The sequence below is a fragment of the Streptomyces sp. NPDC055189 genome (genome assembly GCF_053606765.1).
In genome coordinates this window covers 1-12,219 of sequence record NZ_JBSGSG010000018.1, presented here as the reverse complement: position 1 = coordinate 12,219, position 12,219 = coordinate 1, and the positions used below count along the sequence as shown (strand labels likewise).

The 12,219-nt window shown below is 70.2% G+C and carries 11 protein-coding genes and 1 pseudogene; 7 read left to right on the top strand and 5 right to left on the bottom strand.

Annotated features, from left to right (window positions below; all coding sequences use genetic code 11):
• Positions 1–18: 18 nt before the first annotated feature.
• The 3 genes and pseudogenes from ACWFR3_RS16110 to ACWFR3_RS16100 all read right to left on the bottom strand — a co-directional run.
• A pseudogene (locus ACWFR3_RS16110) lies at positions 19–426 on the bottom strand (acetylxylan esterase); the annotation flags it as partial.
• On the bottom strand, positions 324–611 hold the full coding sequence (locus tag ACWFR3_RS16105; protein ID WP_453735182.1) for an acetylxylan esterase: 288 nt from the start codon (positions 609–611) through the stop codon (positions 324–326). The gene ACWFR3_RS16105 and the pseudogene ACWFR3_RS16110, both read right to left, overlap by 103 nt.
• A 173-nt stretch (positions 612–784) precedes the next feature.
• Complete coding sequence (locus ACWFR3_RS16100) at positions 785–1,516, bottom strand: FadR/GntR family transcriptional regulator (protein WP_453735295.1); 732 nt, start codon at positions 1,514–1,516, stop codon at positions 785–787.
• Positions 1,517–1,748: 232 nt separating this feature from the next.
• Here ACWFR3_RS16100 and ACWFR3_RS16095 point away from each other — a divergent pair, with 232 nt between their 5' ends.
• The 5 genes from ACWFR3_RS16095 to ACWFR3_RS16075 all read left to right on the top strand — a co-directional run bounded on the left by ACWFR3_RS16095 (position 1,749) and on the right by ACWFR3_RS16075 (position 8,290).
• Entirely contained in the window at positions 1,749–3,344 is a 1,596-nt protein-coding gene (locus ACWFR3_RS16095) for an ABC transporter substrate-binding protein (protein WP_453735181.1), read from the top strand.
• 87 nt (positions 3,345–3,431) lie between these two features.
• A complete protein-coding gene (locus ACWFR3_RS16090; RefSeq protein ID WP_453735180.1) occupies positions 3,432–4,382 on the top strand; it encodes an ABC transporter permease in 951 nt (316 codons plus the stop codon).
• A gap of 1 nt (position 4,383) precedes the next feature.
• Entirely contained in the window at positions 4,384–6,351 is a 1,968-nt protein-coding gene (locus tag ACWFR3_RS16085) for a dipeptide/oligopeptide/nickel ABC transporter permease/ATP-binding protein (RefSeq protein WP_453735179.1), read from the top strand.
• Entirely contained in the window at positions 6,348–7,355 is a 1,008-nt protein-coding gene (locus tag ACWFR3_RS16080; protein ID WP_453735178.1) for an oligopeptide/dipeptide ABC transporter ATP-binding protein, read from the top strand. Before ACWFR3_RS16085 ends, ACWFR3_RS16080 begins: the two co-directional genes overlap by 4 nt.
• Positions 7,352–8,290, top strand: coding sequence for a dihydrodipicolinate synthase family protein (locus tag ACWFR3_RS16075; RefSeq protein WP_453735177.1), 939 nt, complete (start codon positions 7,352–7,354; stop codon positions 8,288–8,290). Before ACWFR3_RS16080 ends, ACWFR3_RS16075 begins: the two co-directional genes overlap by 4 nt.
• Before the next feature lies 1 nt (position 8,291).
• On the opposite strand, the gene ACWFR3_RS16070 is transcribed toward ACWFR3_RS16075, so the two are convergent.
• Positions 8,292–8,690 (bottom strand): hypothetical protein, encoded by a 399-nt coding sequence (locus ACWFR3_RS16070; protein ID WP_453735176.1) that lies wholly within the window; start codon positions 8,688–8,690, stop codon positions 8,292–8,294.
• Between the two features lie 557 nt (positions 8,691–9,247).
• Between ACWFR3_RS16070 and ACWFR3_RS16065 the strand changes: the two genes are divergently transcribed.
• Positions 9,248–9,745, top strand: coding sequence for a MarR family winged helix-turn-helix transcriptional regulator (locus ACWFR3_RS16065; protein ID WP_453735175.1), 498 nt, complete (start codon positions 9,248–9,250; stop codon positions 9,743–9,745).
• Between the two features lie 52 nt (positions 9,746–9,797).
• On the opposite strand, the gene ACWFR3_RS16060 is transcribed toward ACWFR3_RS16065, so the two are convergent.
• A complete protein-coding gene (locus ACWFR3_RS16060; protein WP_453735174.1) occupies positions 9,798–10,964 on the bottom strand; it encodes a PP2C family protein-serine/threonine phosphatase in 1,167 nt (388 codons plus the stop codon).
• 308 nt (positions 10,965–11,272) lie between these two features.
• Between ACWFR3_RS16060 and ACWFR3_RS16055 the strand changes: the two genes are divergently transcribed.
• Positions 11,273–12,145 (top strand): RNA polymerase sigma factor SigF, encoded by an 873-nt coding sequence (locus ACWFR3_RS16055; RefSeq protein WP_453735173.1) that lies wholly within the window; start codon positions 11,273–11,275, stop codon positions 12,143–12,145.
• The last annotated feature ends 74 nt before the right edge of the window (positions 12,146–12,219 follow it).

Genomic DNA, 12,219 nt, shown 5'->3' with positions numbered 1-12,219 from the left:
GAGGGGGCTTGATCATCTTTAGTGCGGGGCGGCGACCACACGGTGGTGACCGCCCCGCGCATCGGGGTGGAGGGAGCGCACCCGGGCGAGCTGCTCCCGCTGCTGGTAAGCGCCGCCGCCCTCGTGCCCGTTGAACGCGTAGATCCGCGCGTCCTTGGGGCCCGCGTAGCGGTTGTAAGCGGTGAAGCAGGTGGAGGGCGGGCAGACCTCGTCCATCAGCGCGATGGAGAACAGCGCGGGAGCGGTGGCGCGGGCGGCGAACAGTGCGGCGTCGAAGTACGAGAGGGTCGCGAACACCATCTCGGCGCGGTCGCGGTGGAGCCTCAGGTACTCGGCGATCTCCGTGTACGGCGGCACGGCCGCGATCTCCGCACCCCGCCGGACGTTGCAGAGGAAGGGCACGTCGGGCAGCACACCCGCGAGCCCACGGTCGCCTCGTACGTACGGATCTGGGTGAGCCCGGTGTCGACGGGGGTGAACTCCGGCGGGCTCGCTCCACCTGCGGACACCTCGTTCAGGGTGCGCGACCAGAAGGCGTCGAAGTCGGGTGGCTCCGCCAGTTCGGGCCGGTAGGCGCGGCAGTCCGCCAGTGAGAGGTCCGTCAGCGGCATGGAGGTGCCCTCCTGGGGTGGGACCGGGATGCTGAACGCCGGACCACCAGACAGAAGACGTCTGATGTCCTGGCGGCTGACGGGACCCTAGGCAGCGCTCTCAGGGGTCGTCAAGGGCTCCGCTCTGCCGGACACTTGCCACGGCAGAGCCTCCAGGAGGACGAGTTGCCAGGTCAGGCCTGTGCGGCGTCCCGCGCGCGAGCCTCGGAGATCCGGCGCCGCACCGGCGCGTAGTGCTCGCCGAGCGACTTCATGAAACCGGCGACGTCACCGGCCCGCGCGGCATCCACGATGCTCTGGTGCGCGGCGATGGTCTCGGTCTCGTCGGCGTGCGTGAACCCGTCCAGATGCGGCGCGACGATCGCGTACACGTCCCAGAAGGCCATCGAGAGCTGCTCGACGAGCTCATTGCCGAGCGGCTCCACGAGCAGCGCGTGGAAGGCCCGGTCCGCCTCCACGAAACCGCGCCCCTCCCCCGCTCCCTGCTCGCGCATGTCGGCCACGAGACCTTGCAGCGTGTCGAGTTGACCGGGGTCCAGCGCCGTGACGATGCGGTCGGCCATCCCGCGCTCGACGAGTTCGCGTACGTCGACGAGGTCGGCGAGGACCTGGAAGTCGTCGCCCGGCGAGAGCAGACCGCGGAAGGTCAGGCTCTCCACCAGGGCCGACAGGCTCAGCCTGCCGACGTAGGTGCCGTGGCCGTGACGGACCTCGACGATGTCAAGGGCGTTGAGGATCTTGACGGCCTCGCGGACGCTGGAGCGGCTGGCGCCCAGCGCCTCGCACAGAGCCGGCTCGGTGGGCAGCGGGTCCCCGGGGCGGAGCCGCTCCTCGAGGATGTAGCGCTTGATGCCCTCGACGACTTCCTGCCGGAGCAGCTGCCGCCCGGGCTTCGCGCCGGACACCGACTGCGCACCGGGCACGGGCTTCGCACCGGACATGGGTGAACTCCCCACCTCTTGACCCCTTTCGATTGTCAAGCTACGTTCCCACGCTATCAAGGCATCAGACATCTGACGTCTGATGCCTGAGGTTGCACGGTCCCCCGCGATCCTGCGTTCCCCTCGGCTGCTTCCCCGCCCCGCGTTCCCCTTCATCAAGCTTCATCGAGCTTTGCCGACGTCCCTGGAGGACCCCGTGCCCGAGCTGAGATCAGCCGGATTCGAGCGCCGCACCTTCCTGCGCTACACCACCGCCATCGGCACCGCGGCGGCCATCACGACGAGCATCTCCGCCTGCGGCGGGCCCTCGTCGAACACCGACGGCGGGGCGGACAAGGGCGGCGGCAGCGGCCTCATCGAGGCCGGCCTCTCCTACCCCCTGTCGACCGGCTTCGACCCCATGATCACCTCGGGCGCGACGCCGTACGCCGCCAACATGCACATCTTCGAGGGCCTGGTGGACCTCGACCCGGCCACACTGGAGGCCCGGCCCGCCCTCGCCACCGAGATGCCGAAGAAGATCAACGCCACCACCTACCGGGCCACGCTCCGCAAGGGCGCGACCTTCCACGACGGATCCGCGGTCACCGCCGACGACGTGGTGTTCAGCTTCGAACGCATCCTGGATCCGAAGAACGCCTCGCTGATGGCGCAGTTCGTGCCCTTCATCGACACGGTGAAGGCGGTGGACGCCGATACGGTCGAGTTCAAGCTCAAGCACCCCTTCGCGCTCTTTGCCTCCCGTATCGCGGTGGTCCGGATCGTCCCGAAGAAGATCGTCGAGCCGGACCCCAAGGCATTCGACGCCAAGCCGGTCGGTTCGGGGCCGTACAAGTTCGTGGAGGCGGTGCGCGAGGACAAGATCGTCTTCGAGGCGTACGACAAGTACAACGGCGAACACCCCGCCAAGGCCAAGAAGATGATCTGGCGACTCATGTCCGACCCCTCGGCGCGCGTCAGCGCCATGGAGTCCGGCCGCGTCCAGGCGATCGAGGACGTCCCCTACATCGACGTCAAGCGCCTCGCGGGCTCCGCGAAGATCCAGTCCGTGCAGTCCTTCGGCCTGCTCTTCCTGATGTTCAACACCGCCGACGAACGGTTCGCCGACAAGCGGGTGCGCCAGGCGCTGCACTACGCCCTGGACACCAAGAAGATCATCTCGACCGCGATGGTCGGCAACGCGGAACCGGCCACCGGGTACGTGCCCGCCACCCACCCCGACTATCACCGGGCCGCCACCGTGTACACCCACGACACGGCCAAGGCGAAGAAGCTGCTGGCCGCGGCCGGGGTCAAGAACCTCTCCTTCACCGTCCTGACCACCGACACCGGCTGGGTCAAGGACATCGCCCCGCTGCTCAAGGAGAGCTGGGAGGCGGCCGGCGTCAAGGTCACCCTGAGCATCGCCCAGTCGCCCGCCCAGTACGCGAAGATCGACAAGGGTGACTTCGACGTGCTCGTCGCCCCCGGCGACCCGTCCGTCTTCGGCAACGACGCCGACCTCCTGCTGCGCTGGTTCTACTACGGGTTCTGGCCCGAGAAGCGCTACGGCTGGGCCAAGTCCCCCGCGTACAAGAAGGTCAGGCAGACCCTGGACAGGGCCGCAAGGGCCGCCGACGAACAGCAGCGCAAGGAGCTGTGGGGCGAGGTCACCGACCTGGTCGCCGACGAGGCCGCGCTCTACCCGATCCTGCACCGCAAGCTACCCACGGCCTGGACGGACAAGTCACTGCCGGGCTTCGAGCCGCTGCCCACCACCGGTCTGTCCTTCCTGGACGTCGCCCGCGCCTGACGCTCGCCGCCCCGCCCGTGTTCAGCGGGCCGGGGCCCCTCGGCAGGCGCCCCGGCCCCGTCCGCCCGACCGCAAGGAACCCGAACGATGGTTGCTTTTCTCCGGCTCGCGCTGCGTCGCGTCGCGATGATGCCGGTGATGATCCTGGGCATCGCGCTGCTGGTCTTCGTGGTGCTGCAGTTCTCGCCGGCCGACCCGGCCTTCAACGCGCTCGGCGAGAGCGCGAGTCCCGAGGCCCGCGCGGCCTTCGCCGAGGCCAACGGCCTCAACGATCCGCTGCCCGTGCGGTACTTCGACTTCCTGGGCCAACTGCTGCACTTCGACCTCGGAGTGACGGTCCCGCCGAGCCAGCCCGTCGCCGACCGGATCAGCACCGCCTTCCCGCTCACCCTCCAGCTGACCTTCCTCGGTCTGCTGCTCGCCGTCGTCCTGGCCGTCGTCTCCGGCGTCCTGGGCGCGATGTACCGCGACCGCTGGCCCGACCAGCTCTTCCGGGTGTTCTCCATGGCGGGCGTGGCCATCCCCTCGTTCTGGCTCGGGGTGCTGCTCATCCAGCAGTTCGCGCTGAACGTCCGGCTCTTCCCGACCGGCGGATACACCAACCCCGCCGACTCGTTCGGGGGCTGGCTCACCAGCATGGCGCTGCCCGCGTTCTCGCTCGCGGTGCCCGTCGCCGCCTCGCTCGCCCGCCTCGTGCGGACCTCGATGGTCGCCGAACTCGACCGGGACTACGTCCGCACCGCGCGCGGCAACGGCCTGCCCGTCCTCCTGGTGGTTCGCTCGGTCCTGCGCAACGCCCTGGTCACCCCGCTCACCGTGCTCGGGGTGAAGGTCGGCTACCTGCTCAGCGGCGCCGTCGTCATCGAAGCGATCTTCGACCTGCCCGGCATGGGCAAGCTCATCCTCGAAGGTGTCACCGGCGGCGATGTCGCCCTGGTCCAGGGCACCGTACTGACCATCGCCATCGCGTTCCTGGTGGTCAACGTCATCGTCGACCTGCTCTATCTGCTGGTCAACCCGCGCATCAGGACGGTGTGACATGTTCGCCACCGGCACCCTCGCCAAGAAGCTCTCCCGACCGGGCATCGCCTTCCGCGCCCTGCCCGTCACCTCTCGCGTGGCCCTCGGCGTACTGATCGCCGTCGTCCTCGCGGCCGTATTCGCCCCGCTGCTCACCCAGGACCCGCTGGCCACCGGCACTCCGGTGCAATCCCCCGGCGGCGCCCACTGGTTCGGCACCGACCGGGCAGGCCGCGACGTCTTCGCCCGCGTCGTGCACGGCTCGCGCTACTCGCTGGTCATCGGGCTCGGCGCGACCGCCGTCGCCCTGGTCGTCGGCGCGCTGCTCGGGTCGCTCGCCGCCACCTCGCGCAAGCTCGGCGACGAATCCGTCATGCGCACCCTCGACGTCGTGATGTCCTTCCCGCCGATCGCCCTGGCCGCCGTGCTCGTGGCGGTCTTCGGCACCAGCGTCCCGGTGATCATCTTCACCATCGCCTTCGTCTACACCCCCTCCCTCGCCCGCGTGGTGCGCGCCAACGTCCTTGCGCAGTACGGCGAGGACTACGTGGCGGCCGAGAAGGTCATCGGCGCCCGGCGCGGCTACATCGTCCTTCGCCATGTCGCCGTCAACTGCATGGCCCCGGTCATGGTGTTCGCCACCGTCATGGTCGCCGAGGCGATCATCTTCGAGGCCAGCCTGTCCTTCATCGGCGCCGGTGTGCAGGACCCCGACCCCAGCTGGGGCAGCGTCCTGGCCTACGGACGCCAGATCCTCCTCGCGGGCGGCTGGTGGGCCACCTTCTTCCCCGGCCTCGCCCTGCTGATCACCGTCCTTGCCCTCAACATCCTCTCCGAGGGCCTCACCGACGCCTCCGCCGCGCCGAAGAAGGCACGGGCCGATGTCGAACCGACCCCGGGCGACGCGCCCGAGCCCGTCGAGGCCCCCTCCCCCGTGGACATCGACGCCGCCCTGGCCAAGCTCGCCCGCCGTATCCACGCCACCGAGCCGACCATCACGCCGGTACCGGGTGACGCCGCCGAACTCCTCGTCGTACGCGACCTCGCGATCCGCTTCCCCGACCGCTACGGGCAGATCCCCGTCGTCGACGCGCTGAACTTCACCGTCCACGAGGGCGAGACCCTGGGCCTGGTGGGCGAGTCCGGCTGCGGCAAGTCCATCACCAGCCTCGCCGTCATGGGCCTGCTCGCCCGCAACGCCGAGGTCAGCGGCGAGATCCGCTACCGCGGCCGGGACCTGCTCACGCTTACGCCCAAGGAGCGCCGCGCCCTGATGGGCCCGGAGATCGCGATGGTCTACCAGGACGCCCTCTCCTCCCTCAACCCGTCCGTGCTCGTCGGCACCCAGCTGAAGCAACTGACCTCACGCGGCGGTACGAAGACTCCGGCCGAGCTCCTGAGCCTTGTCGGGCTCTCGCCCGAACGCACGCTGCGCAGCTATCCCCACGAGCTCTCCGGCGGCCAGCGCCAGCGCGTCCTCATCGCCATGGCCCTCTCCCGCGACCCCCGCCTGCTCATCGCGGACGAGCCGACCACCGCGCTCGACGTCACCGTCCAGGCCCAGGTCGTCGAGCTCCTCGTCCGGCTGCGCGACGAACTGGGCTTCGCGATGGTCCTCGTCTCACACGATCTCGCCCTCGTCGGCGACCTCTCGCACCGCGTCGCCGTGATGTACGCGGGCCGCCTCGCCGAGATCGGCGGCACCCGCTCCGTACTGACCGATCCCACCCACCACTACAGCCGCGGCCTGCTCGGCTCGGTGGTCTCCCTGGAGGCCGGCGCCGACCGGCTGCACCAGATCCGCGGCGTCGTCCCCGCACCGCAGGGCTTCGGCGCGGGCTGCCGGTTCGCCTCGCGCTGCGCCGCCGCCGACGCGCTCTGCCGCACCACCGCGCCCGCACTCACCGCCCGCGGCACCGCGAACGACCACGGCTTCGCCTGCCACCACCCGGCGAAGGCCGACCAGTTGGAAGGGAGCGCCCTGTGATCAGGCTCGACGGCGTCCACGTACGTCACAAGGCACGCAGCGGAGGCGTCTTCCGGCGCGATGCCGTGCACGCGCTCACCGACGCCACCCTGGAGATCGGGCGCGGCGAGATCGTCGGCCTGGTCGGCGAATCGGGCTGCGGCAAGTCCACGCTCGCCCGCGTCCTGACCGGGCTGCAGAAGCCCACCGAGGGCGAGGTCCGCTTCCACGGCCGCGACCTGTGGGAGATGTCGCCCGCCCAGCGGCGCGACGACTTCGGCTCGGCGGTCGGCGTCGTCTTCCAGGACCCGGCCACCGCGCTCAACCCCCGGCTCACCGTTCGCCAGATCCTGCGCGACCCGCTGGACGTGCACCGGCGCGGCACCCGCACCGAGCGCGAGGCACGCGTCAGGGAACTCGTCGAACTGGTAGGGCTGCCCGGCCACACGCTCGCCGCCCTGCCCGGCCAGCTCTCCGGCGGCCAGCGCCAGCGCGTGGCCATCGCCCGCGCGCTCGCCCTCGAACCGGAGCTGATCGTCGCCGACGAACCGACCTCCGCGCTCGATGTGTCCGTCCGCGCCCAGGTCCTCAACCTCCTGGTCGACCTGCGCGAACGCCTCGGCCTCGCCATGGTGTTCATCTCGCACGACATCCAGACCGTGCGCTATCTCGCCGACCGCATCGCCGTGCTGTATCTGGGCCGCGTCGTCGAGGAGGGCCCGGCCGCCGAGGTGGCGGGCTCCCCCGCCCACCCGTACACCGAGGCACTGCTCTCGGCGACCCCCAGCCTGCTAGAGGCGACCAAACGCATCGTGCTGGCGGGTCCGGTCCCCTCGGCCACCAACCCACCGCCCGGCTGCCCCTTCAGCACCCGGTGCTGGAAGGCCGACGACGCCTGCACCACCGCCTTCCCCGCCCGGAGCACCGGCACGGACGGCCACCGCTGGCACTGCGTCCACCCCCGGACGCCCCTCAACCTCGCCGGTGATCCGGCCCCCGTACCGTCCGCAAGGAGCACCGCATGACCGCCGCCACCGCCCGCGTCCCGCGCCACTCCGGTGTCATCCCGCCCGTCGTCACCCCGCTCGGCGCGGACGGCGAGATCGACCGCCCCTCCCTGGAGCGGGTCGTCGACCACCTCCTCGACGGCGGCGTCAGCGGCCTGTTCGCCCTCGGCAGCTCGGGGGAGACCGCGTATCTGACGCCCGGACAGCAGGACGAGGTCATCAAGGTGATCACGGCAGCGTCCGCGGGCCAGGTACCCGTACTGGTCGGAGCGATCGAGACCACCACCAACCGGGCGATCGAGCGGGCCCGCGCCGCGGCCGGTCTGGGCGCCGACGCGATCGTGGCCACCGCCCCCTTCTACACCCGCACCCACACCACGGAGATCGAGCGGCACTTCCGGGACATCGGCGCCGCGGTCGACCTGCCGCTCCTGGCGTACGACGTCCCTGTCTGCGTCCACAGCAAGCTGGACCCGGAGCTGCTGCTCCCGCTGGCCGCGGACGGCGTGCTCGCCGGGGTGAAGGACTCCAGCGGCGACGACGGCTCGTTCCGCCGACTGGCGCTGGGCGCGGCCGAGTTGCCGGAGTTCTCCGTGCTCACGGGCCACGAGCTGGTCGTCGCCGCGATGATGCTGGCGGGCGCCGACGGCTCGGTCCCCGGCCTGGCCAATGTCGACCCGCACGGATATGTACGCCTCCACGAGGCAGCCGTGCGCGGCGACTGGGCGGCGGCCAAGGCAGAGCAGGACCGTCTGGTCGCCCTCTTCGACATCGTCCGCGCCGCCCGGCCCGGTACGACGTCCGCGACGGCCGCCGGGCTCGGCGCGTTCAAGACGGCCCTGATGCTGCGCGGCATCATCACCACGCAGGTGATGAGCCCTCCGATGCGGGCGCTGGACACGGCCGAGACAGCGGCGATCGCCGGCTGCCTGGAGCGTGCGGGACTGTCCTAGATCAGTTGGGGTCCTCGCGGGGCGCGGTCCGGGGCGTCCCTTCGGGAAACAGCCTGGCCAGCGGACGTACCAGGTAGCGGGTCACGCACCAGGCGAGCAGGAGGGAGAGGAAGAGGAGAGCGACGTCCGCGGCGGCGTGCACCAGTCCGGCCGGGGCGGCGCGCCCGATCAGGATCGAACCGGTCAGGCTGGTGAACCAGCCCACCACCGTCAGCAGGGACGCAGCCACCGACACCGGCACACCGCTGAGGCCCACGGCCCCGGCGTCCGCGTCCGCGTCGAAGCTGTCGGCATCGGCGCCGCCGAGTGCGACAAGCAGCCAGAAGCCCAGGACCACGGGGAGGGCGGCGCTGAAGAGGATGGCCGGGAATCCCGCCACGGAGTGGAGAAACTCCCCCATCCCGCCACCCCCTTCGCCCCCCCGTGCGGCTCGGGTTCCGGTGCCGGAGCCCGCTCGCGCGATCCGGCACCGGAACCTCGCCCCCCGTTCCTGCCATGACCATCCTGGTCCGCGGGCCGGTCCCGGCGCACTGCCGTATCCCGGCAGTCTTTACGCGTTGTTGATGCCGGGCGCCCCGCGTCGGCGGGGCATGATCGCGGCGTGCGGCGGCGAGCGTGCCGCCCTGACCCGCTCGCCGAGGGCTCCCGGCTCTCTCGAATCCCCGACCGGTCGGCGAAGACCGGGCCGGTTTCCACTATGCTTCCTGGCACAACCGTCGGCGCCGAGATGCGATCCGGTGTTGCGTGCACCTTCAGCGCTCTCGTCGCACCGTGCCCCGTCAACGGAGGAAGACCGACGGGGTCGCCGCGCATTCTCGGGGCTGCCACACGTCGCAAGCACGCTCTTCGCTCTCCGCGACCCGCGTTTCCTTGTCAGCCGACCAGGTCTCGGTGTGTGGACCGTGCCCCGGTGGCAAGATGTACGAGAGAGACGACGTCGATCGGAGTGTCATCGATATGGGGCTGAGTCCCGAACCCGATCGCAGGTCCCGGGATGCGGCTCATGCGGGTTCCGAGTTCATCGAACTGCTCGAGGTCATGTGGGAGCAGGGGCGTGAGGCCGTGCCGACCGGGCCCGTGTCTCCGTCCCAGCTGCGCGTGCTGTACGCACTGGACCGCGACGAGGGCATCAACCTGCGGATGCTCTCCGAGGCCCTGAAGTCGGCCCCGCCTTCGGTGAGCCGCCTGTGCGACCGGCTGCAGGCCACGGGGCTGATCGAACGCACGCCCAGCCCGGTCAGCAGACGGGAGCTGGAGCTCCGCCTGACCAGCCTCGGCCGGGCCTACCTCACCGACCTGCGCAAACGACGCGAGGGCATACTCATGGCCACCATCGACGCCATGCCGCCCAAGGCGCGCCGCGCGCTGCTCGAAGGACTCAGAGCCTTTCGGGACGTAGCGTCCGCGCCGGGGCAGGACGGCAAAGAAGCCAGAACCTGGCGCTCAGTAGGCTAGCCGGGCCGCCGCCGGGCGCCCGGGCCGACCTTCACCGCCCCGCCCCCACGCGTCACACCCGTCCGAACCAGTCCAGGCAGACCACCAGGGCGTCGTCCTCCAGCGGCAGCGCCCCCCGGTAATCCCCGAGATCGCGCAGCACCGCCTGCGGCACCTGCGAGGCCGGCAACAGGCGATGCGCGGACATGGACCGGGCAAGGGCCCGCTCCCCGTACCGCTCCCCCGTCCGCGAGACGCTGTCGAAGACCCCGTCGCTGCCCACGAGAATGCGGTCGCCCGGTTCCAGGCGAAGCCGCTCCGCGACGTAGGCCGTCTCCTCGAACATCCCGAGGGGAAGCTGTGCGTCGAAGTCGACGGACTCGACCGACCGCCCGCGGAGCCTCCACATGCGGGGGGACCCGGCGTCGACGGCCTCCACCTCGCCGGTGGCGAGATCGAAGCGCAGCAGCAGGACCGAGGCGTGCAGCTCACCGCGGTACTGCGCGTAGACGGCCTGGTCGGCCAGGCTCGCCTGGCCGGCGAGATCGAGACCTGCGCGGCGGGCGTTGCGCAGCGCGTTCACGACGAGGTTGGTGAGCAGCGCCGCTTCCATCCCCTGGCCCATGCCGTTGGTCACGGTGAGCGTGAGGTGGTGCGCCGAGACCGACCAGTCGAAGTTGTCGCCGTAGATCGCGTACGCGGGCTCCAGATGGGCGCCCAGCGCGAACTCGGGACGCGACACCGCGTGCCCCGGCAGCAATTGCCACTGCATCTCGGCGGCGAGTGTGAGGCGGGTGGCCCGGCGCGCGAGGAGGTACAGGTCGGTGTCGCGTTCGGCGACCATGATCTCGTGGCCCAGCGCCTCGCAGATGCGCTGCATCTCCGCGAGGTGCCCCTGGCCGCAGTGCTCCTCGGGGAGGCTGACGGTGAGAACACCCATCCGGTCACCCCGGACGGTCACCGGCATGTGCACGGTTGCCGTGCCCTGCACGACCTTGGGCTCGACGTAGGGCTCCTGGGCTCCGAAGGCCCTGCTCTGCGGACTGTCGTGGAGCGACACCGGTTCGGTGGTGAACGGTACGTCCTCTACCCTCTGAAGGGTGGTCAAGCCGTAGTCGGCGAGCCGCAGTTCAACCTGCTCGACCCCGTACTGCTCCCGCAACGCCCCCGTCACGACATCGAGCAGCAAATGGGGTGCTGCGTTGCGCAGCGCCCGCTCGACGGCAGCGAATCTGTCCACGTGATCCTGCTTCTCGTTAAGCGACACCGAAGTTGGAGCCCGGCCGACAGCACCCCCCGGTCGGCCTGTCTGCGGCGTAGGGGGCCTGCACTCAGTCCAACACGGGGCGCCCGAGTAGTCACACCGGCGGCTGGAGCTGTCAGGTCTGGGCGAATGCCTGGCTGAAGCCGGGCAACCTCCCACATCGTACGATGCACTGAGACAACTATTTCCCCGCAGCAAGAAAATTTGGGTCAACGCACATGCCTCCCATATGCGGGGGCAGGGGCCGTACGAGGAAGCGTTTGACCACCAGGGGAGGTAGAGACATGACACTGATCTCTGAACAGGTTTCCGGCACCGCACAGACGGACGAGACGTCCGCCGTCGAAGGAGCGCTGCCTTGGATCGAGGACACGGACAAGGTGGCGCCCAAGGATGCCCGGGCCCTGTCGAAGATGTTCTTCGACAAGCTGCAGACCTTGGAAGAAGGCACGCACGAATACCAGTACGCACGCAACACCCTTATCGAGATGAACCTCACCCTGGTGCAGTTCGCGGCCCGCCGCTTCCGCAACCGGGGCAACGGCGACATGGAAGAGATCATTCAGGTAGGCACGATCGGCCTCATCAAGGCCATCGACCGGTTCGACCTCAGCCGCGAGGTCGAGTTCGCCACCTTTGCCGTCCCGTACATCGTCGGCGAGATCAAGCGGTTCTTCCGGGACACCACCTGGGCCGTACATGTCCCGCGCAGGCTGCAGGAGTTGCGCGTGGAACTCGCCAGGGCCAAGGAGGAGCTCGCCGGCCGCCTGGACCACGAGCCGACCGTCAAGGAGCTGGCCGCTTACTTGTCCATCACCGAGGAAGAGGTCATAGACGGTCTCGTCGCCTCGAACGGTTACACCGCCGGTTCTCTGGAGTCGCCCACCGACGGTGGTGACAGCGCGGCCACGCCGACGCGCACCCTGGCCGACGTGATGGGGGGACCCGACCCGGCCATGGAGACGATGGAGAACCTGCACACCCTGGCACCGCTCCTCGAGGAACTCGACGACCGGGAGCGCCGCATCCTGGAGCTGCGCTTCGGCCAGGAGATGACGCAGTCGCAGATCGGCGCCGAACTCGGCGTCTCACAGATGCATATCTCGCGTCTTCTCACCGGCACCCTCACCAAGCTGCGCAGCGGCATGCTGGCCTGACGCCGGCTTCCCCCGCCCGCGCGGCCATCGCGCGAAGGGGCCTCCCCGGCGCGGCGAGCGCGGGGCCACCACCC

Coding starts and splice junctions, on each gene's coding strand:
- ACWFR3_RS16105 (WP_453735182.1), bottom strand. CDS start 611: ATGCCGCTGACGGACCTCTCACTGGCGGACTGCCGCGCCTACCGGCCC.
- ACWFR3_RS16075 (WP_453735177.1), top strand. CDS start 7,352: ATGACCGCCGCCACCGCCCGCGTCCCGCGCCACTCCGGTGTCATCCCG.
- ACWFR3_RS16070 (WP_453735176.1), bottom strand. CDS start 8,690: ATGGGGGAGTTTCTCCACTCCGTGGCGGGATTCCCGGCCATCCTCTTC.
- ACWFR3_RS16055 (WP_453735173.1), top strand. CDS start 11,273: ATGACACTGATCTCTGAACAGGTTTCCGGCACCGCACAGACGGACGAG.
- ACWFR3_RS16065 (WP_453735175.1), top strand. CDS start 9,248: ATGGGGCTGAGTCCCGAACCCGATCGCAGGTCCCGGGATGCGGCTCAT.
- ACWFR3_RS16085 (WP_453735179.1), top strand. CDS start 4,384: ATGTTCGCCACCGGCACCCTCGCCAAGAAGCTCTCCCGACCGGGCATC.
- ACWFR3_RS16090 (WP_453735180.1), top strand. CDS start 3,432: ATGGTTGCTTTTCTCCGGCTCGCGCTGCGTCGCGTCGCGATGATGCCG.